Source organism: Geomesophilobacter sediminis (genome assembly GCF_016458275.1).
Classification (GTDB): Bacteria; Desulfobacterota; Desulfuromonadia; order Geobacterales; family Geobacteraceae; genus Geomesophilobacter; species Geomesophilobacter sediminis.
Window position 1 is genome coordinate 102,875 of sequence record NZ_JAEMHM010000006.1, and the last position, 18,568, is coordinate 121,442.

At 64.4% G+C, this 18,568-nt stretch carries 19 protein-coding genes; all 19 read left to right on the forward strand.

Annotation, left to right across the window (positions count from 1 at the left end; all coding sequences use genetic code 11):
• Window positions 1–306: 306 nt before the first annotated feature.
• Entirely contained in the window at window positions 307–1,131 is an 825-nt protein-coding gene (locus tag JFN93_RS08465) for an MBL fold metallo-hydrolase (RefSeq protein WP_199383626.1), read from the forward strand.
• A gap of 191 nt (window positions 1,132–1,322) precedes the next feature.
• Window positions 1,323–2,351: a sensor histidine kinase gene (locus JFN93_RS08470; RefSeq protein WP_328753702.1), complete on the forward strand. Its 1,029-nt coding sequence runs from the start codon at window positions 1,323–1,325 to the stop codon at window positions 2,349–2,351.
• A gap of 120 nt (window positions 2,352–2,471) precedes the next feature.
• Window positions 2,472–2,834, forward strand: a complete 363-nt coding sequence (locus JFN93_RS08475; protein ID WP_199383627.1) for a response regulator — start codon at window positions 2,472–2,474, stop codon at window positions 2,832–2,834.
• A complete protein-coding gene (locus JFN93_RS08480; RefSeq protein ID WP_199383798.1) occupies window positions 2,834–3,340 on the forward strand; it encodes a chemotaxis protein CheX in 507 nt (168 codons plus the stop codon). The genes JFN93_RS08475 and JFN93_RS08480 overlap by 1 nt, the downstream gene beginning before the upstream one ends.
• A 17-nt stretch (window positions 3,341–3,357) precedes the next feature.
• Complete coding sequence (locus tag JFN93_RS08485) at window positions 3,358–4,371, forward strand: response regulator (protein ID WP_199383628.1); 1,014 nt, start codon at window positions 3,358–3,360, stop codon at window positions 4,369–4,371.
• A 197-nt stretch (window positions 4,372–4,568) separates the two neighbouring features.
• A complete protein-coding gene (locus tag JFN93_RS08490) occupies window positions 4,569–6,680 on the forward strand; it encodes a tetratricopeptide repeat protein (protein WP_199383629.1) in 2,112 nt (703 codons plus the stop codon).
• A gap of 92 nt (window positions 6,681–6,772) precedes the next feature.
• Entirely contained in the window at window positions 6,773–7,189 is a 417-nt protein-coding gene (flgB, locus tag JFN93_RS08495; protein WP_199383630.1) for a flagellar basal body rod protein FlgB, read from the forward strand.
• Window positions 7,190–7,191: 2 nt separating this feature from the next.
• Complete coding sequence (flgC, locus tag JFN93_RS08500) at window positions 7,192–7,620, forward strand: flagellar basal body rod protein FlgC (RefSeq protein ID WP_199383631.1); 429 nt, start codon at window positions 7,192–7,194, stop codon at window positions 7,618–7,620.
• A 19-nt stretch (window positions 7,621–7,639) separates the two neighbouring features.
• Window positions 7,640–7,951, forward strand: a complete 312-nt coding sequence (gene fliE / locus JFN93_RS08505; protein ID WP_199383632.1) for a flagellar hook-basal body complex protein FliE — start codon at window positions 7,640–7,642, stop codon at window positions 7,949–7,951.
• Between the two features lie 35 nt (window positions 7,952–7,986).
• The gene (gene fliF, locus JFN93_RS08510) at window positions 7,987–9,549 is read left to right on the forward strand and encodes a flagellar basal-body MS-ring/collar protein FliF (RefSeq protein ID WP_199383633.1); all 1,563 of its coding nucleotides are present in this window, start codon (window positions 7,987–7,989) and stop codon (window positions 9,547–9,549) included.
• A 25-nt stretch (window positions 9,550–9,574) separates the two neighbouring features.
• Entirely contained in the window at window positions 9,575–10,567 is a 993-nt protein-coding gene (gene fliG, locus JFN93_RS08515) for a flagellar motor switch protein FliG (protein WP_199383634.1), read from the forward strand.
• Window positions 10,554–11,273 carry a FliH/SctL family protein gene (locus JFN93_RS25505; protein ID WP_199383635.1) on the forward strand — a complete coding sequence of 240 codons (720 nt, stop codon included), beginning with the start codon at window positions 10,554–10,556 and terminating at the stop codon, window positions 11,271–11,273. Before fliG ends, JFN93_RS25505 begins: the two co-directional genes overlap by 14 nt.
• A complete protein-coding gene (locus JFN93_RS08525) occupies window positions 11,270–12,589 on the forward strand; it encodes a FliI/YscN family ATPase (protein ID WP_199383636.1) in 1,320 nt (439 codons plus the stop codon). The genes JFN93_RS25505 and JFN93_RS08525 overlap by 4 nt, the downstream gene beginning before the upstream one ends.
• Before the next feature lie 19 nt (window positions 12,590–12,608).
• The gene (fliJ, locus tag JFN93_RS08530) at window positions 12,609–13,055 is read left to right on the forward strand and encodes a flagellar export protein FliJ (RefSeq protein ID WP_199383637.1); all 447 of its coding nucleotides are present in this window, start codon (window positions 12,609–12,611) and stop codon (window positions 13,053–13,055) included.
• Window positions 13,052–13,558 (forward strand): MotE family protein, encoded by a 507-nt coding sequence (locus JFN93_RS08535; protein WP_199383638.1) that lies wholly within the window; start codon window positions 13,052–13,054, stop codon window positions 13,556–13,558. The genes fliJ and JFN93_RS08535 overlap by 4 nt, the downstream gene beginning before the upstream one ends.
• 213 nt (window positions 13,559–13,771) lie before the next feature.
• The gene (locus tag JFN93_RS25770) at window positions 13,772–16,441 is read left to right on the forward strand and encodes a flagellar hook-length control protein FliK (RefSeq protein WP_199383639.1); all 2,670 of its coding nucleotides are present in this window, start codon (window positions 13,772–13,774) and stop codon (window positions 16,439–16,441) included.
• Window positions 16,442–16,453: 12 nt separating this feature from the next.
• Entirely contained in the window at window positions 16,454–17,119 is a 666-nt protein-coding gene (locus JFN93_RS08545; RefSeq protein WP_199383640.1) for a flagellar hook assembly protein FlgD, read from the forward strand.
• A 7-nt stretch (window positions 17,120–17,126) separates the two neighbouring features.
• Window positions 17,127–17,513 (forward strand): TIGR02530 family flagellar biosynthesis protein, encoded by a 387-nt coding sequence (locus tag JFN93_RS08550; protein ID WP_199383799.1) that lies wholly within the window; start codon window positions 17,127–17,129, stop codon window positions 17,511–17,513.
• Window positions 17,514–17,656: 143 nt separating this feature from the next.
• Window positions 17,657–18,538: a flagellar hook-basal body protein gene (locus JFN93_RS08555; protein WP_199383641.1), complete on the forward strand. Its 882-nt coding sequence runs from the start codon at window positions 17,657–17,659 to the stop codon at window positions 18,536–18,538.
• The last annotated feature ends 30 nt before the right edge of the window (window positions 18,539–18,568 follow it).

Here is an 18,568-nt window from a genome sequence, read left to right on the forward strand (position 1 = left end):
GAGCGTAAAGCGCTTTAGTTTTCTGTGTTTTGAAGCCCTCACCCCGACCCTTTCCCGGAGGGCGAGGGAGACACGGTCTTGACGCAACAACCGGACCGGACAGAGCTGCCCGAATCCCTCTTTTCCAAAGGGGAACTTCCAACCCTGCCGTACGGCGGTTCTTGCTGTAGGGGCGGGGTAACCCCTCCGCCCACCGGCCCTCGGCGTGGGGACGGGGTCCCCACCCTGCGCGCAGTCTCTTCTTGGTTGCTTTGACCGACATGTTGTGGCATTGACTCATTGTCTCATTATTTAAGGGAGGGCTTCATGTCCCGCATCACCATCCTCTGTGACAACAGCGTCGGCCCTTTGAGCGGCACCCTTGGCGAGCACGGCTTTGCCGCCCTGCTGGAACACGAGGGGGAGGCGATCCTCTTCGATACCGGCGGCGGTGACACGCTGCTGCACAACGCCCACCGGATGAACCGCGACCTGCGTTCGGTCCGGCGGGTCGTCCTTTCCCACGGCCACTACGACCACGCCGGCGGGCTGTGGCCGCTTTTGAAAAGCTGCGGCCCGAAGATCATCCACGCCCACCCGGACATCTTCCAGCGGCGCTACTCGCTGCGCGGCGGCAACGTCAACTCGGTCGGCATCCCCTATGCCGAGCCCTTCCTTGCCGGGATCGGCGCCACCTTTTCCTACAGCCACGCTCACCGCGAACTGGCCCCGGGGGTCTTCCTCACCGGGGAGGTGCCGCGGGTGACTCCGTTCGAATCCGGCGATGCCGGCCTTTGTTGCGACGAGGCCGGATGCGCGGGGGATTCCGTCCCCGACGACCAGTCCCTGGTCCTCGTCACCGAAAAGGGGCTCGTCCTGCTGCTGGGCTGCTGCCACGCCGGCGTGGTCAACACCATCCTGCACGCCCGGAAGCTGACCGGCGTGACGGAGGTCTATGCCATCATCGGCGGCTGCCATCTCGGCTTTTGCGGCAAGGAACAGCTCGAGGGGACGATTGCCGCCCTGAAGCGATTCCGGGTGAAAAAAATCTGCGGCAGCCACTGCACCGGATTTGCCGCCTCGGCACGCCTGGTCGCGGATTTCCCCGGTGGCTTTCATCCCGCCCACGTCGGCTATACCCTCGAAGTTTGATCGATTTTTTGGCCTTTCCCTGAAGGTCCCCGCCCGCACCGGGATCAGCAGCCCGGGGTGCTCCCCGGCGCCTCCCCGGCGCACCGTCCGTCCCCCGGCCAATCACCCGGTAATTTCCACTCAAGAATCGGAAAAGTGTTCCGATAAGGCACAATGCATGGAGAACCGTCAGGTTCGAACGGAGGGTGGGCGTGGAACAAAACGACATCGCAGTGATGTTGCTGGAGCAGGTGGAGATCGGCGTGGTCTACGTCGACAACACCGGTAAGATCCTGCGCGTCAACAGCACGGCAGAGCGGATGCTTCGGACTTCGCGCGCCGATGTTGTCGGCAAGCGCGTGGACATGCTCCCCTTGCGCACCCCGATCTACCGGGTCTTGAGCGAGAACTGCCGCGATCTCCCGATGGAAATCAGCATCGACGGCTCCATGGTCAGCGTGCGCTGCAGCGAGATCAAGAACGAACGCGGACAGAGCTGCGAGCTCTTCCAGATCCGGGACATCACCGCCGAGACCAAAGAAAAGCGGCAGCGGGAGGAGTTCGTGGCCATGATGACCCACGACCTGAAATCCCCGCTCACCGTGATCATGGGCTACATCCAGGCTCTTTTGGGCGAGATGGGGGAGAAGGTCGATCCTTCGCTGCACCTTTTCATCCGGGAGATGAACAAAAGCTCCAGCAAGATGCTCACCATGATCGAGGACGTCCTCGACGCCTACCGCCTGGAGGCGGGGCTTTTGCAGATCGACCGGGCGCTTTGCAACGTGAGGGCGATCATCGAAGGGGCCTGCCAGGACGGGGCCCGCGAAGCGACGGTCCACGGCTCCACCTTCACCGCAACCATCGCGCCGGATCTCCCCAACATGGAGCTGGACGGCAAGCAGATCGGCCGGGTCTTCGCCAACCTGATTGGCAACGCGGTGAAGTTCACCCCGCGCCGCGGCAGCATCAGCGTCGAGGCTGCGGTCCGGGACGCATCGCTCCAGGTGGTGGTCACCGACACCGGTATCGGCATCCCGGCCGAGGAGCTCCCGAAGGTCTTCAACAAGTATTTCCGCTCCTCGGCGGCCCAGGGGTTCAAGGGAACCGGCCTCGGCCTCACCATCAGCAAGGCGATCGTTGAGGCGCACGGGGGAACCATCAGCGTGGAGAGCGGTGCCGGCCAGGGGAGCCGCTTCACCGTCGTGCTCCCGCTCACGGCTCCGGCGCATTTGCACTAAAGTTTCGTCTTTACGCACCGATGAGCTACCTCAAGGCCATCGGCTGACTATGCCCGGCAATCCGCGACCTACGTTTCCGGAGGCGGGCAAACACATACAAAAACCAAGGAGGATTCCAGGATGGGTAACGTATTGATCGTCGACGACTCTTCGACCATGAGGAAAATCATCTCCCGCAGCCTGCGTCAGGCGGGCCTTGCCGTGGACGATATCTACGAGGCAGGTGACGGGATCGAGGGGCTGGCCGCCATGGAAGGAAAGACCATCGACCTGATCCTCTCCGACATCAACATGCCGAACATGGACGGCCTCGAGTTCATCAAGAACGTCCGCGCCAAGGGGTGCACGGTTCCGATCGTCATGATCACCACCGAGGGTGGCGAAGACATCCTGAAAGAGGCGGTCAACAACGGCGCCAGCGACAGCATCAAGAAACCGTTCACCCCGGAGCAGCTCAATCAGAAGCTGGGAGGCATCTTATGATGTCCCTGAACGAAACGATCTCGGAGGCAACCCACCTCGAAGAGGCGGAACTCGCGGGATACGTCATCAACGCGACCAAGGAGGTCTTTGACACCATGGTCATGATGGCGCTGGAGGACAGCTACCCGCTCAAGGAGCCGGTGACCTCGTTCCACTGCTCGGTCACCGGCATGGTGGGGCTCGCCGGCACCTACACCGGGATCCTTTCCATCCATTGCCCCAAGCCGCTCGCCCTGCGCATCACCTCGAACATGCTCGGCATGGACGTCGATGAGGTCGGCGAGGACGTCAACGACGCCCTGGGCGAGATCGCCAACATGCTCGGCGGCTACGTCAAGCAGATCCTCTCCAAGGGGGGACTGGACATCAACCTCTCCATCCCGACCGTCATCTCCGGGGAGGATTACACCATCAACTCCATGTCCGACAGCGACTGCGTCGTCATCCCCTTTCTGAACGAAGGGGAGCGTTTCCTGGTCGGGCTCAAGCTGCGCAAAGAAGAGTAGGCAACGGGTAACACACCATGGCATACGCCAAGCTACAAGCGATGTTGGACGCCGCGATGAGGCAGGCCGGGGAGGAGAGCAGCATGCTCCTCGGTCAGGATCTCACCGTGGAGGAATCCGACATCCTCAACACGGACAAGAAAAGCTACTGCTGCGACATGGACTACGGCGTCTATTCGGTCGTCGTCGAGTCGCGCGAAGCTTACCAGGGGAAGTTCTACCTCTTGTTCGAGCTCGGCGACGCCATCACCATGAGCAGCATCCTCCTGGGGATCCCCGACCCGAGGATCCGGGAGAAAAGGCGCCTGAACATCCAGGAGCCGGACGACGTCGACGCCTTCGGCGAGATCGCCAACCAGATCATCGGTTCCTTCAACTCGGTCTTCCAGCCCAAGCTCCCCGAGAAGGTGCACCTAAAGCTCCTCACCCCGGTCCGCTACATCCCGGAAATCGACCAGTTGACCGACGACATCCCGTTCCCGGAGGGGAACTACGTCATGTACCGGGTCCCCCTGGCGATCCCGGGGCAGGAGATGAACCGGCTCGACATCATGGTCCCCCGCGACCTCGCCAAGCTCTTCGATCCGGAAGGTGATGCGGAGGAGGCGGCCGCGGCCGAGGCCCAGGCGGTGGTCCCGGTGGAGGAGAAGGCGACTCCCGGGGTGCTCCCCCAGTCGATCCTCGTGCTCGGCGACGAGACCGAGCGCGGGGAGATCATCGAGAACCTGGGCTCCTGCGGCCTGAAGATGATCGACGCCCCCCTGAGCGCCGACATCCCGGCCCTGTGCGCCCAGTCCGAGGTAAAGATCGCGGTGATCACCCTCAAGCACACTGCCGACCGCGACCTCGCGGTCTGCAACCGGATCGTGCCCTTTCTGAAGAAGCGGGGCGGCTCGGTCATCCTCTGCTCCCCCGAGTGGACCCGGACCTCGCTTTTGAAGGCGCTCAAGGCCGGCGCCAAGGAGGTTCTGCTCCGCCCCTTCGCCGCCGACGAGCTGAAGAGTAAGATCGGGAGGATGCTCAACGCCTGACCCCCACCGCGCCGCTTCCCGGACCGGACCCGGCCTCGGGGGAAGCTGCGTCAAAAAATCGACCCGCCCCAGTTATTTTTGACGATGCGGCACGCCCCCCTCCCGCCTCGCTCGCGCCAATCCGCGCCTGGCACCGCTTTACGCCCCACCCCCCGCGTTACGTTTTCGACGGCACACCTTTTGCCTTAACCCCCTTCATGGCCCATCACCGACCCAAAGCGTTGCCGCGCCTGCTGCGGCTTTTGTGCTGCGTTCTGTTGCTCTCCCTTTTTCCGGCCCTGGTCCGGGGCGAGGAGGCGAACCGCCTGCTGCGCATCCGCGTTGCCCCCCATTCCGGAGGGAGCCGGGTGACGCTTCTCTTCAGCGACACCCCCGACTACACCGTCACCAGGCTCGCCGGGCGTCTCAAGGTCAGCGTCCGCAATGCCGACTCCCCGCTGTTCCGGAAGTACCGCACCCTCTCCGGTCCCCACGTGGCCGGCATCGTCTGTTCCCAGCACGGCGACGAGCTGCAGGTGGTGGTCAAGGTGCAGTCGGGGAACGAGCCGCGGCTGATTCCCGGCGGCAATCCCCAGTCCCTCATCGTCGACGTCGCCCCGGCGACGCGCCCGGCGGGCAAGGTCGACATCATGCCCGGGCGGGAGAAGATCCTCCAGGGTACCGAAAAGCTGGTGCGCGAGTTCGACGCCCCGTTCCGCGCCGGACTCCCCTTCGCCCCCACCGACGACAAGAAGCTCCGCCAGTACCTCCCCGAGAACGAGGCGCTCCTTTTCCAGCGTGCCGAGGATGTCCTTTACAAGGAGCAGGCGGGCGACGTGGTCCCGGTTTTCAGCCACTTCCTGACCCAGGCTCCGGCGGTGCGCGCGCTCGCCTGCTACCGGCTGGGGCAGGCGTACTACCTGCTGGGACGGATGGACGACGCCCTGAAGTCGTTCCAGGAAGGGGAGCGGCTCGATCCGGAGTACCTGGAACGGGTGCCGGACGTCATGGAATGCTATGCGGAGGTCAAGGCGCGGACCGGCGACTTCGCCGGGGGGCGCGCCTTTCTCACCCGGCTCATCGTCCAGCAGGCCGGGAGCCTCTACGCCGGGCCGCTTTTGAACCATCTCGCCCAGATGCAGAGCCGTCACGGAGACGACACCGCCGCCATCCACACCTACCGCAGCGTGATCGCCCGCTTCCCGGGGAGCGCCGCGGCAGGGAGGGCCCGGATGAAGCTCGTGGACCGGGAGGTCTTCACCCTCTCCCCCGAGACCTACAAGCCGGTCCAGGAGCGCTACCAGACCCTCTACGACAACCCGGGCGAGCAGCCCCTGCGCGACGAGGCCCTGTTCAAGATCGCCCTCCTCGAGGCGCTCTACGGACCGGCCGCCGACGCCCTCGATGCCGTGGTGACCTACCAGCGGCGCTACCCGCACGGGATGTTCTTTGCCGTGACCCGGCAGATGCGCGAGGAGCTCCTCCTGCCGGTCTACAAGCAGATCTTCGCCACCCACGACGACAAGAAGCTGGTGCAGTTCGCCCTGGACCACAAGGAATACCTCTCCGTCACCCTCACCGACCCCGACTTCGCCCGCCGGTTGGGCGACGCCTGCCACCGCTCGAACCAGGTGTCGGTGGAGCTTGCGCTCTTCGGCTACCTCGCCGAACGCCCCTGGGCCGGAGCGGCCGCCCCGTACCTTCTGGAGCGGATGGTGGAGGACGCCTACGCGCTCGGGAAAAGGGACACCGCCGAGCAGGCCGGCAAGGCCTACTTGAGCCGCTTCCCCAAAGGGGCGCAGGCCCAGCACATCCGGGAGCGGCTGGCCGGGTTCGCCTTCGAGAAGGGGGACCAGAAGGGGGCGGCGGCCCAGCTCGCCTTCCTGGGCGGGAAGAAAGCGACCAAAGCCCAGATCGCCGACAGCGACTACTACCTCGGCAAGGGGCTCATCGCCTCCGGCGACCACCGCGGCGGGGAGCGGGCCCTGGCCCGCTTCGCGGCCGCAGCCCCGGCCGGCTCCCCGCTCCTTCCGGACACCTACTTTTCGCTCGCGGCGGCGCGGGTGCTCCTTCGGGACAACGCCGGCGCCATCAGGGCATACCAGGAGGGGCTCAAGTTCGCCTCCGGGGAGACCGCGGACCAGTTCCTCTACAAGATGGGCGAGCTCTACCTCAAGCTGAACCGGGTCAAGGAGGCGAGCGCCTCCTGGAACCGGGTCGTCAAGGAAGGGAAAGACTCGACCTGGAAGAAAATGGCCGCCGAACGGCTGACCGACATCCAGTGGCGGTTGAAAATGTCGAAGGAGCTGCCCGCCCGGTCAAAATTTTGACCACAGGTACGGGAAAAGCCGCGCCGCGCCCCGTTACGCGGGATGGTACGGCTTTTGCTTTTTCAGCCGCAGGCTTAAAAAGGAGAACCTTCATGGCGCTGCAAATTTTCGGAAATACGGTGGAACTGCTCGGCAAGACCCTCGACCTGAGGGCCAAGCGGCAGGGACTGATCTCCTCCAACCTCGCCAACGTAGAGACCCCCAATTTCACCCCTTCGGACCTCTCCTTCGAAAAGGAGCTGAAAAACGCGGTGAGCAAGGGGAGCTCGGCACGGCTCGACGTGACCAATCCGCGCCACATCCCGCTCAAGGGGGGGACGCAGCAGCTGGACCGGGTCCAGGGTGACGTGCTGGAGACCCCGGACAAGGCGGAAGGCCCGGACGGCAACTCGGTGGCGATGGAGACCGAGATGGGGCGCCTGGCGGAAAACCAGATCATGTACAACGCATCGATACAGCTTTTGAACAAGAAGTTTGACGGCATCAAGCTGGCCATCAAAGGGAGCTAACTATGGACTTTTTCTCTTCCATGGACATCAGCGCCTCTGCGCTCGCCGCGCAGCGGACCCGGATGAACCTCATTTCGAGCAACCTCGCCAACGTGAACTCGACCAAGACCGCCGAGGGGGGGCCCTACAAGCGCAAGGACGCCGTCTTCACCGCGACCGACGCCCCCGGCTCCTTCGGCGACGCCCTGGGCAAGGCCGCGGCGCGCGGCGTCGAGGTCACCCAGATCATGGAGGACCCGAATCCTCCCCGCCTCCAGTACGACCCCACCCATCCCGACGCGAACCCCCAGGGGTACGTCGCCTATCCGAACATCAACGTCGTCGAGGAGATGGCGGACATGATCACCGCCTCGCGCAGCTACGAGGCGAACGTCACCGCTTCCAACGCGGCCAAGAATATGGCGCTCAAGACCCTGGAACTGGGTCGTTAGCAAAAAGGAGAGCTAAGAGATGGTCATCGAGAAAATCGGCGCCGCCACCGCCGGATCCCTATCCCTCAACCCCACGTCGGCGGCAACCGAAGCGGCCCAGCAGCCGGCCTCGGTCGAGTTCGGGAAGTTCTTCCAGGATTTCGTCGGCAAGGTGAACGACCTGCAGGGCCAGGCGGACAAGTCGATCCAGGACCTCGCCACCGGCCAGAGCAAGGGGCTCCACGAGGTGATGCTCGCCGTGGAGAAGGCGAACATCTCCTTCCAGATGCTCACCCAGGTACGCAACAAGGCGGTCGACGCCTATCAGGAAATCATGCGGATGCAGGTGTAGGCGAAAGATAGCGCGGACCGCGACGTGGAGTAGGTATGCCGGAAGGCCTTAAAAAACTTTTGGAACCGTTTCTCGCCTTGAGCAAGGCGCGGCGATTGATCGTCGGTGGGGTGGCGCTCGTCTCCCTCATCGCGTTCGGTGCGCTGATCATGGTGGCCAACAAGACGGATTACCGTCCGCTGTTCACCAACCTCTCCACCGAGGATGCCGGGGAGATCGTCAAAAAGCTCAAGGACCAGAAGGTTCCCTACCAGATATCCAACGACGGGAAGGCGGTCCTGGTCCCGTCCGACAAGGTGTACGACCTGAGGCTCTCGCTGGCCAGCGACGGGCTCCCCCAGGGGGGCGGGGTCGGCTTCGAGATCTTCGACCGGAAGAACTTCGGGATGACCGAGTTCGTCCAGAAGCTCAACTACCAGCGCGCCCTGCAGGGTGAACTGGGGCGGACCATCGCCCAGCTGGGCGGGGTGGAGTCGGCCCGGGTGCACCTGGCCCTTCCCGAGAAGACCCTGTTCAAGGAAGCCGAAAAGCCGGCCACCGCCTCGGTGGTCATCAAGATGCGCTCCAACGGCCTTTTGCGCGACTCGGAAGTGCAGGGGATCGTGCACCTGGTCGCCTCCTCCATCGAGGGGATGGACCCGGAAAACGTCACCGTGCTCGACTCCCGCGGCAAGGTCTTATCCAAGAACAGCCCCAACGACGCCGCCTCCAAGATCAGCGGCGTGCGCCAGGAAACCCAGCACAACTTCGAGCGGGGCCAGGAAGAGAAGCTGCAGACCCTTCTGGACAAGGTGGTGGGAAGCGGCAAGTCGGTGGCGCGCGTGTCGGCCAGCTTCGACTACAAGCAGGTGGAGAAGTTCGAGGAGCGCTACGATCCCGATTCCGCGGCGGTGCGCAGCGAGCAGCGCAGCGAGGAGAAGGGGGCGACCAGCTCCACCCAGAGCGGCGTGCCGGGCGTGCAGAGCAACATCAACCGGGTGACCCCGCCGGGCGCAACCTCCGGTGGGGGGAGCAAGAGCGACGAGACCTTGAACTACGAGGTGAGCCGTTCCACCGCCCGGATCATCGAGCCGGTAGGCGCCCTGGCCAAGGTCTCGGTGGCCATCCTCGTGGACGGCAAGTACGAGCCGCCGGTGGGGGGCAAGCCGGGAGCGCCGCTTAAGTACCAGCCGCGCTCCCCGGACGAGATGCAGAAGATCGAGGCGCTGGTGAAAAGCGCGGTCGGCTTCAACGCCGAGCGCGGCGACCAGGTCACCGTCGCCAACATCCCCTTCCAGGAGACCGGCGAGGGGACCGACGAAGGGGCCAAGTGGTACAACGCGCCGATCCTCCAGGCGCTCATGAAAAACGTCCTGATCGGGCTCGGCTTCCTGGCCCTGGTGCTCTTCGTGGTCCGCCCGCTGATGAAGCTTCTGCACGTGGAGAAGCAGAAGGAAGTGCTGCAGGTGAACGACCTGGAGGCCCAGAAGCTCATCGAAGAGCAAAAGCGCGAGGCGGCGGTGGAGCGCCAGACCCAGCTGGAACTGGTGGAGAAGGTCAAGCAGGACCCCTACCAGGCGGCGCAGATCATTCAGAACTGGTTGACCCGCAAGGAATGACCGGAAAACCGAGGAGAGCCTTAGCATGACCGGAGCGGAAAAAGCCGCCGTTTTGATGCTGTACCTGGGGCCCGAGGCGACGGCCAGGGTCTTCGAGCACCTGGAAGACGGCGACATCAAGAAGATCAGCCAGAGCATGTCGAAGCTGGGGCACGTCCCCCGGCAGCAGATCACCGACGTCATCGCCGAGTTCACCGACATCACCAACCCCGAGACCGGCTTCTTCGCCCAGGGGGAGGATTTCGTCAAGAAGATCCTGGAGCGGGCCTTGGGCCCGCAGCGCGCCGAGCTTTTGCTCCAGGAGATCCGCACCTCGGGGATCGGGGACATGACCGACATCCTCTCCTCGATGGACCCGCGGACCATCGCCAACTTCTTTTCCCAGGAGCACCCGCAGACCATCGCGGTGGTCCTGGCCAAGCTCAAGCCCAAGCAGACCAGCGAGATCATCTCGCTGCTCCCCCAGGACCTCCAGGCCGAGGTCGTGATCCGGATCGCCGAGGTAGACCAGGTCTCCCCGGAGATCCTGAACGAGATCGACGAGGTGATCCGGGTCGAGCTGACCGCCCTGGGCGGGGTGCAGCGCTTCAAGGTCGGCGGGGTCGAGAAGGTCGTGGACGTCTTCGGGCATCTGGACCGCTCCCGCGAGAAGAAGATCCTCGACAAGCTGGATACCCTCAACCCGCCGCTGGCCGAGGTCATCCGCAAGCACCTGTTCACCTTCGAGGACATCTTCAAGCTCGACGACCGCGCCATCCAGGTGGTCATGCGCGAGGTCTCCAACGACACCCTGACCCTGGCCATGAAGACCTCCCCGGACGACGTCAAGCAGAAGATCTTCCGCAACATCTCCAGCCGCGCCGCCGAGATGATCAGCGAGGACCTCGAGGTGATGGGGCCGGTGCGCCTCTCCGACGTGGAGAAGGCGCAGTCCGAGATCATCAAGATCGTCCGGAAGATGGAGGAGGACGGCAAGGTGGTGATCGCCGGCAGAGGCAGCGACGATGTCCTCGTCTGAGAACTTCCCCGAACCGGTCGCGGAACGCGTCTTCGTGCGGGACCAGCTCGGGGCGGCCCCGAAGTCGGAGGAAAAGGCGGCCTTCCAGCCGATCTCCTTCGGCCTGCCCGAACCGGTCGAGGAAGCGGTCGCGGAGCCCGAGGAGGAGATCCTCCCCCCGCCCCCGCCGGGGATCCCGGAGGACGAGGTGGCCCGGATGGTCGAGCAGGCCTACGAGGACGGCGCCCGCGACGGGAAGCTCCAGGCGCAGACCGAACTTTCCTCGCTGTGCGAGGCGCTCGGCGAGGCCCTGGTGACCCTGGGGCCGCTTCGGGAGCAGCTGATGCAGGAGAGCGAGGAGGAGCTTTTGAAGCTCGCCGTCGCCGTCGCCCGGAAGGTGATCCTGCGCGAGATCACCCTCGATCCGGCCATCCTGGCGGGGATGGCGGCAGCCGCCGTCGAGTTCGCCACCCGGGAGGACGAGATCGTGGTCCGGCTCAACCGGGCCCAGTACCAGCAGCTGGCGGAGGACCCGGAGTACGTCCGGCTTTTCGCCGACAACCGCCGGGTCTCCTTCAAGGGGGATCCCGCGCTCCCCGCCGCAAGCTGTCTCGTCGAGACGGTCCGCGGCAACATCGACGCCGGGGTCGACAGCCAGCTCGACGAGATCCTGCGCCGCCTGATCGAGGAGCAGCACACCCGGCACGAAGAGGAGCCTGAACCGTGATCGAACTTTCCCGCTACCGCAGCCTCGTGGAGACCGTGAAACCGGTCCGTTTCCACGGCAAGGTGACCCAGGTGGTGGGGCTCGTGATCGAGGGCTTTTGCCCGGACACCGCGGTGGGGAGCCTGTGCGAGGTCCACTCGGAGGGGCAGCCGCCGATTCCGGCCGAGGTGGTCGGTTTCCGGGACAACAAGACCCTGCTCATGCCGCTGGGGGAACTGCGCGGGGTGGGGCTGGGGAGCCTGATCTCGGTCCGGCGCGAAAAGGCGTCGCTCGGGGTGGGCCCGGCCCTTTTGGGGCGCGTGGTGGACGGGCTGGGGCAGCCGATCGACGACAAGGGGCCGATCCAGGTCACCGAGGAATGCCCGATCTACGCGACCCCGGTGAACCCGATGCAGCGCCGTCCGATACGAAAGCCGCTCAACCTGGGGATCCGGGCCATCAACGGCCTTTTGACCTGCGGCGAGGGGCAACGGGTCGGCATCATGGCCGGCTCCGGGGTCGGCAAGTCCACCCTCTTGGGGATGATCGCCCGCTACACCGAGGCCGACGTCAACGTCATCGCCCTGATCGGGGAGCGCGGCCGCGAGCTCAGGGAGTTCATCGAGAAGGACCTGCAGGTGGACGGGCTCAGGAAATCGGTGGTCGTCGTCGCCACCTCGGATCAGCCCCCGCTGGTCCGGATGCGCGGCGCCTACATCGCCACCACCATCGCGGAGTACTTCCAGGCCCGCGGCAAGAAGGTCCTCCTGATGATGGACTCGGCGACCCGTTTCGCGATGGCGATGCGGGAAGTGGGGCTCGCCATCGGCGAGCCGCCCACCACCAAGGGATACACCCCGTCGGTCTTCGCGGCGCTGCCCAGGCTTTTGGAGCGGACCGGGAACTTCCAGGAGGGGTCGATCACCGGGCTGTACACGGTGCTCGTGGAAGGGGACGACTTCAACGAGCCGATCTCCGACGCGATGCGCTCCATCCTGGACGGGCACATCATCTTGAACCGCGACCTGGCGGCCCGCAACATCTACCCGCCGATCGACATCCTGAACAGCGCCAGCCGCGTCATGAGCGACGTCACCACCCGCGACCACCAGCGGGCCGCCGGCTACTTCAAGGAGATCCTCGCCGCCTACCGGCAGGCCGAGGACATGATCAACATCGGCGCGTACAAGGTGGGGAGCAACCACAAGATCGACCTGGCCATCGCCAAGATGGACCAGATGATCGCCTATTTGAAGCAGCACGTGACGGACGGGGTCGGGGTCGAGGATTCGATCGCGGCCTTGAGCCGTATGTTCGAAGACGGCCAGGGACTGTAGCCTAAGGAGGCGATAGGAAATGGCAAAGCAACCTGAGTTCAGACTGGAGCAGATCCTCAAGTACCGCAAGGAGGTCGAGCGCCTGCACCAGCTGGAGCTGGCGGCCGCGAAGGTGCAGCAGGAAAACACCCGGGCGCAGCTCAAAAGCGAGAAAAACGCCCTGGACGAGCTGGCCAAGGTCTACAACCAGCGCCAGATGGAAGGGATCGACGCGGCGGAGCTGCAGCTGTACGGCAACTTCAGCATGCGGAAGAAGAAGGAGATACGGAACCTCGGCGAGACCCTGGTCGGCCTGGAGAAGGTCGTGAAGGAGAAGCACGAGGCCCTGATCACCGCGGCCAAGGAGAAAAAGGCGCTCGAGGTGTTCAAGGAGAAGAAGATGCGGGACCTCAAACATGACCAGCTCATCAAGGAGCGGGACTTCATGGACGAGATAGCGGTGCAGAGCAGGGGAGGCAAGAAGTGAACAAGCTGGTGTTGGTCCTATTTCTCATCACGGCGGGGTTCGGGATCTACGAATGGCGCAGTCCGGCCCGCGACGCCGGCGCCGCCGAGCCGGCAAAGCTTGCGGCCCGGGCGCGTACCCTGGCCGACGACGCCGCGGCGCTCGACCTCAAGCGCCAGCAGCTTTCCGAGAAGGAAGCGGCGCTTGCCGCCAAGGAGGCCGAGCTGCAGCGGCTTTCCGCCTCGCTCGACGCGCGGATCAAGGAGCTCGACCAGGCCAAGAAGAACCTGGACACCTCGCTCGCCGGCAAGAAGAAGCTCGACGAGGAGAAGTTCAAGAAGACCATGACCATCTACAAGAAGCTGAAGCCCGCCGACGCGGCGGCGCTGATGAACAAGCTCGACGAGCCTTTGGTCATCGAGATGCTGGACAAGATGGACCAGAAGACCGCGGTCAAGCTGATCCCGTTTTTGACCCAGCCGAACGTGATCCGCTGGACCAAGGAGAACCTGGCTTCCAAGTAGCCAATCTCCGAAGCGGCGCCCCTGCGCCCCCTCCCTTTCAAGGGGAGGAACAGGGTGAGGATGGGGTTTGGTGATCGCGACAGGAATGGCGCTCCTACGGGGGGGCCGCCTTACCGTTAGAACAATTCGCTTCCCTTCGGGACCGCGAATCGAAACGCTTTGCAGCACACGGGCAGCCCCCGTGCATTCTGGAACGAAAGGAGGTGAAAAACCATGATTCCAAACGTTTTACTGTTTCAACCTGAAGCCGCACCAGCAGTCCTGCCCTCGACCGGCAGGGGGGCGGCTCCTCTTTCCTCGTCCGATTCGGGAAGCTTCGCCGGTATCCTCCAGGTGAAACTCCCCGGCCAGGGGGATTCCCCCGCGCCGACAGCAAACGGGACCGACGGAGGCTCGGCAGCACCGACGCTTTCCGCTTCGCCCCAGGCCGCGCCGGACCAGAAAGAGAACTCCGCGACAAAAGCCGATCCCGCCACCGCCAACGCGGGTGGGGCGTCTGCCGCGGCAGCGGATTCCGCCACCCCTGCCACAACTCCGGCGGCTCCGCAGCCCATCCCGCAGTTTGCGACGGTGGGGATGGGGAACGTCATCCGTTTCCCGTCGCAACAGGTCGTCGTAACGAACCGGCAGGAAGCAATCAGGCAGGCCGCAACTCCCGACGCCGAGACCGCTTCCGCAGCTCAGCCGGTGGTCGATGCCGAGATCGCTGTCCCGGCGAAACCGGCGGCCAACGACGACCCGACCCCGGCAACCAAGCAAAAAAACGGGGACAAGGAGACCGCAGCCGATGCGGCTTCCAACCAGGCGGCACCGGTAATTCCGCCTGTAGCGGCGATTCCCGTCGCGCCGGCACCCCAGATGGCAGCGCTTGCTGCCGCTTTGGCGGTACCGGTTTCCGCCACCACGACGGCGCCCCAGCAGGACGGTAACGCAGCCACTGCGGCTACCGAAACCGTTGCGGCGGCATCTCCGTCGGCAATGACCCTTCCGGCATCGAAAAACGATGTCCCGGCGTCCGGCGCGGCGCTTCCGCAAGATACGTCCGCAGCCACCGCAACCGCTCCCACCGTCCCGGTGGCCGGCGCCGCGCAGCCCGTTGCCGCATCCGCTTCCGCCCCGGGCTTCATCCCGGCAAACGAGGCGCGTCCGGTCGGGCAACCGTCGCTTCAGGAAGACCGTCCGGTCCCCTTCTTCCCAAAAGCGGCGCAGTTCCAAGGCGAGCGCACCGTCAGTTCGGCAGCGACGTCCGGGAACGGCACGGGAAAGGTCCAGTCAGTACAAAACCCGGATGCCACTTCCCTTTCCCAGATGATCCGGGAGCCGCGCGCGGAGCAGGCAGCCGCACCGGCACAACCCGCAGTCCAAACCGCTACCCCCCTTGCCAACCAGGCGGTTTCCGACACCAATGCCGGCGTCGGGATGGCGGCGGGAGGTCAGGTAGCAACGGGTGAGGAGGTTTCTCACCAAAATCGGCAGGTTGCGGCCCCGGTACCGGAGAACTCCGGCACCAAGATTGCAGCCTCCGGGGCAGCGCGGGTGGAAGTAACCGCGGCATCGGCCCCGGTTGCCGATAGCAAGCCGATCGTGGCGGCACCGGTGACGGTTTCGGTGCAGCAGACGGCAGCGCCGGCGGCTTCGCAAGAAGCGGCGGCGACCACTGCGGCGGCGCAGCAGCAGGCGGCAGTGACCACAGCGGCGGTGCCCCAACCGGCGGCGCAGCAGGCCGGACCGGCACCGGATGCGGTTCGGGAAACGGCGGTGACGGCACGCGAACAGCGGTCGGCCCGCATGGTGCGGGATATCTACGGCTCCGGGTTCCGCGCCAGCAAAGCGCAGCAGGATGACAGCGCGCAGCACCAGGCGACCCAGGAACTCAGGGACACCGGGGTGCCGGCTCAAAAGGCCGACGCCACGGCCGCCGAGGTGTCAAAAAATCCTGCACCGACCGGCAACGCAGAGGCGACCGCCCCGGCGCCGGCCCAGATCCAGACCGTGAAAGCGCAACCGGTGGTTGCGGGTTCCGCGGCGCTGCCTCAGGCCGACACCGAGGTTCGGGAAAGTGCCGAAGCGGCGGCCAGCCAACCGGTGGAAACCGGGAAAGCGGCCGAGGCAACCGGCGGCGTAACCCAGGCGAAGGGAACGGTTCGCGACACCGCCACCGCGGCAGCGGTTGGGGGGGGGCGGGGCGAGCTCAAGCAGGAGGAGCGCAGCCAGGAGCAGCCGGAGGTGAAAGTCGCTCAGGCGGGGACCGCCAACACGACCGCAAAGCCGGAAAACGGCTCCAACGGCGGTTTTTCCAACCCCGAGCAGAAGGAGCAGCACGATCAGAAGCACCAGGTAAAGGAGCAGACCCAGGCCCAGCAGCCCCTGGGGATCGCGACGCCGCAGCAGCAGGTCGAGGCGCCGGCTCCCGCACCGAAGTCCGCAGCAGCCACGACCACGCTGCACGAAAGCATCCTTTCCCAGATCAAAGACGGCGTGGCGGTTCACGATGGCAAGGGGAACGGCCAGATCAGTATCCGGCTCAACCCGGGTGAACTGGGGGAACTGAAAATCCAGGTCCGGATGGACGACGGCAACAAAGTCCGGGTGGAGGTTCAGGCGGACAACAAGACGGTGAAGGATCTTCTGCTCAGCAACGTGCAGAGCCTGAAGGAGACCCTTGCCGCGAAGAATTTCACCATGGAGGGATTCGACGTATCCACCGGCTCGCGGGACAGCTTCAACAACCCCAACAACAACCCGCTGGCGGACGACCGGCAGCAACAACAGCAGCGCTCCACCACCCGAAGCGCCAGTCTGAGCTACTCCGACGGCGTGGAGCCGGTCCGTGTCAACTATCTGACAGGGGACGTCAACAACCTGCTTGACGTGAGATTTTAACCAGGAGGCAACATGATCACCAACGTAAACAGTGCAACAACAACCAATACGTCCGCCGCTGATGCTTCCATGAAGCAGACGGCGGGGCTCAACAAGGACGACTTCCTGAAACTGTTCATCACGCAGTTGCAGAACCAGGATCCGTTGAACCCGCAGGACAGCACCCAGTTCCTCTCCCAGCTCGCGCAGCTGACCCAGGTGGAGCAGGCCTACAACACCAACAGCAACCTGTCCAACCTCCTCTCCCAGGGGAACAACAGCACCACCCTCGCCGCCGTTTCCCTGGTCGGGAAATCGGTCGAGGCAAACGGCACCCAGGTGAACCTCACCGCGGGGAGCCCGACGGCGGTCAACTACTACCTCGCCTCGTCCGCTGCCAACGTCAGTGTTTCCATCACCGACAGCACCGGCGCGGTCGTCAAGACCCTCACCGGCGGGTCGACTGCGGCGGGCAAAGGGTCGGTATCCTGGGACGGTACCACCAACGGCGGCGCGACCGCTGCCGCCGGGGTCTACAACGTCGCGGTCACCGCCACGGATGCCGCCGGCAACAACATCACCGCCACCCCGTTCGTCAAGGGGTCGGTCAACAGCGTGGACATGACCGGGACCGTCCCGACCGTCTACGTGGGCCCCATCGCCGTCAGCCTCACGGACGTGACGTCGGTAGGAGGGTAAGGTGAACATCGACAACACCATCCTGTTTCCGCAGCCGATAACCCCGACCAAGAGGCCGGAGCCGGCAGCGCCCCAGGGAAGCAAGCAGGTCGGCGGGAACACCCCGTTTGCCCGTACCCTGGACCAGAAGCTCACCGGCCAGCCGGTCAAGCTTTCGCAGCACGCACAGGACCGGTTGAAGTCGCGAGGGATCACGCTCACCGATGCGGACATGCAGCAGTTGGCCGGAGCGGTGGACAGCGTGGCACAAAAAGGTGGCAAGGAATCCCTGGTCATGATGGGAGATGCCGCCCTGGTAGTAAGCGTCAAGAACCGGACCGTGGTAACCGCGATGGACCGGCAGGGAATGAAAGGCAACGTCTTCACCAACATCGACTCGGCGATCGTCCTCTAAACCGGACCGAGGCTTTTAACCTAGAACTTGGAACCTGGAACTTAGAACTGACTTTTTAGGGCTGGCCCTCCAGAAGGAAAGCCCGCGGGACACCGACCGACTGACGTGTCCCACAACCAAACACGGACTTAGGAGGCAAAATCATGTCTGTTACTTCTGCTCTTTACACTGGCGTATCCGGTCTTCTGGCTAACGGCGATGCGATGAACGTCATCGGCAACAACATTTCCAACGTCAACACCGTCGGCTACAAAGAGGCGCGGACCAACTTCTCCGACCTGCTTTCCGCCAACATCGGCAATAACTCCCAGATCGGCAAAGGCGTCCAGATCCAGAGCGTCCAGAACATCTTCACCCAGGGCTCCTCGAATACTTCGGAAAACGTCACCGACCTCTCCATTCAGGGTGACAGCTTCTTCATCGTGAAGAATCCTTCCGCTCCCGACCCGACCACCCCGGCCGAAGGCCTTCTTACCAGGGCCGGCTCCTTCCACGTCGACAAGAACCTCTTCTTGGTCAACCCGGATGGTTACCAGGTGATGGGGACCGACGGGAAGCCGATCCAGTTCCTGAACAGCAACTCCGACACGACCACCGACTTCGGTCGGGTCACCAAGATCGACAGCCAGGGGATCATCACTTACCTCGCCCAGGACGGCATCACCCAGTGCTACTACAACGGCAGCGCCGCGACCGGTCAGAAGGTGACTGCCGGCGTTCCGTCTCCTCCGATCACCATCGCGACCGCATCGGCCCTCGATCCGACTGCCCTCAAAAAGGCCGGGAACTCTCTTTGGACCCCGACCGGCGATTCCGGCGTTTCCACGGCCCTGTTCTCTGCTCAGTCCTTCACGCCCAACGGCACCAGCGAGCAGATCCTGTCCAACACGCTGGAGGCGAGCAACGTCGACATGGCGACCGAGTTCGTCAAGATGATCGTCACCCAGCGGGCCTATTCCGCCAACTCCAAGACCATTACCACCACTGACCAGATGACCCAGGAAGTTCTCGGCCTGATCAGGTAATAACTGCTGCCCTCGGATTCGGCGGGCGCG

Bases quoted from the DNA above. Each gene is read 5' to 3' on its own strand.
- JFN93_RS08545 (WP_199383640.1), top strand. From the start codon at position 16,454: ATGATCACCAACGTAAACAGTGCAACAACAACCAATACGTCCGCCGCT.
- flgB (WP_199383630.1), top strand. From the start codon at position 6,773: ATGGCGCTGCAAATTTTCGGAAATACGGTGGAACTGCTCGGCAAGACC.
- JFN93_RS08485 (WP_199383628.1), top strand. From the start codon at position 3,358: ATGGCATACGCCAAGCTACAAGCGATGTTGGACGCCGCGATGAGGCAG.
- fliF (WP_199383633.1), top strand. From the start codon at position 7,987: ATGCCGGAAGGCCTTAAAAAACTTTTGGAACCGTTTCTCGCCTTGAGC.
- JFN93_RS25770 (WP_199383639.1), top strand. From the start codon at position 13,772: ATGATTCCAAACGTTTTACTGTTTCAACCTGAAGCCGCACCAGCAGTC.
- JFN93_RS08490 (WP_199383629.1), top strand. From the start codon at position 4,569: ATGGCCCATCACCGACCCAAAGCGTTGCCGCGCCTGCTGCGGCTTTTG.
- JFN93_RS08465 (WP_199383626.1), top strand. From the start codon at position 307: ATGTCCCGCATCACCATCCTCTGTGACAACAGCGTCGGCCCTTTGAGC.
- flgC (WP_199383631.1), top strand. From the start codon at position 7,192: ATGGACTTTTTCTCTTCCATGGACATCAGCGCCTCTGCGCTCGCCGCG.
- fliG (WP_199383634.1), top strand. From the start codon at position 9,575: ATGACCGGAGCGGAAAAAGCCGCCGTTTTGATGCTGTACCTGGGGCCC.
- fliJ (WP_199383637.1), top strand. From the start codon at position 12,609: ATGGCAAAGCAACCTGAGTTCAGACTGGAGCAGATCCTCAAGTACCGC.
- JFN93_RS08555 (WP_199383641.1), top strand. From the start codon at position 17,657: ATGTCTGTTACTTCTGCTCTTTACACTGGCGTATCCGGTCTTCTGGCT.
- fliE (WP_199383632.1), top strand. From the start codon at position 7,640: ATGGTCATCGAGAAAATCGGCGCCGCCACCGCCGGATCCCTATCCCTC.
- JFN93_RS08475 (WP_199383627.1), top strand. From the start codon at position 2,472: ATGGGTAACGTATTGATCGTCGACGACTCTTCGACCATGAGGAAAATC.
- JFN93_RS25505 (WP_199383635.1), top strand. From the start codon at position 10,554: ATGTCCTCGTCTGAGAACTTCCCCGAACCGGTCGCGGAACGCGTCTTC.
- JFN93_RS08480 (WP_199383798.1), top strand. From the start codon at position 2,834: ATGTCCCTGAACGAAACGATCTCGGAGGCAACCCACCTCGAAGAGGCG.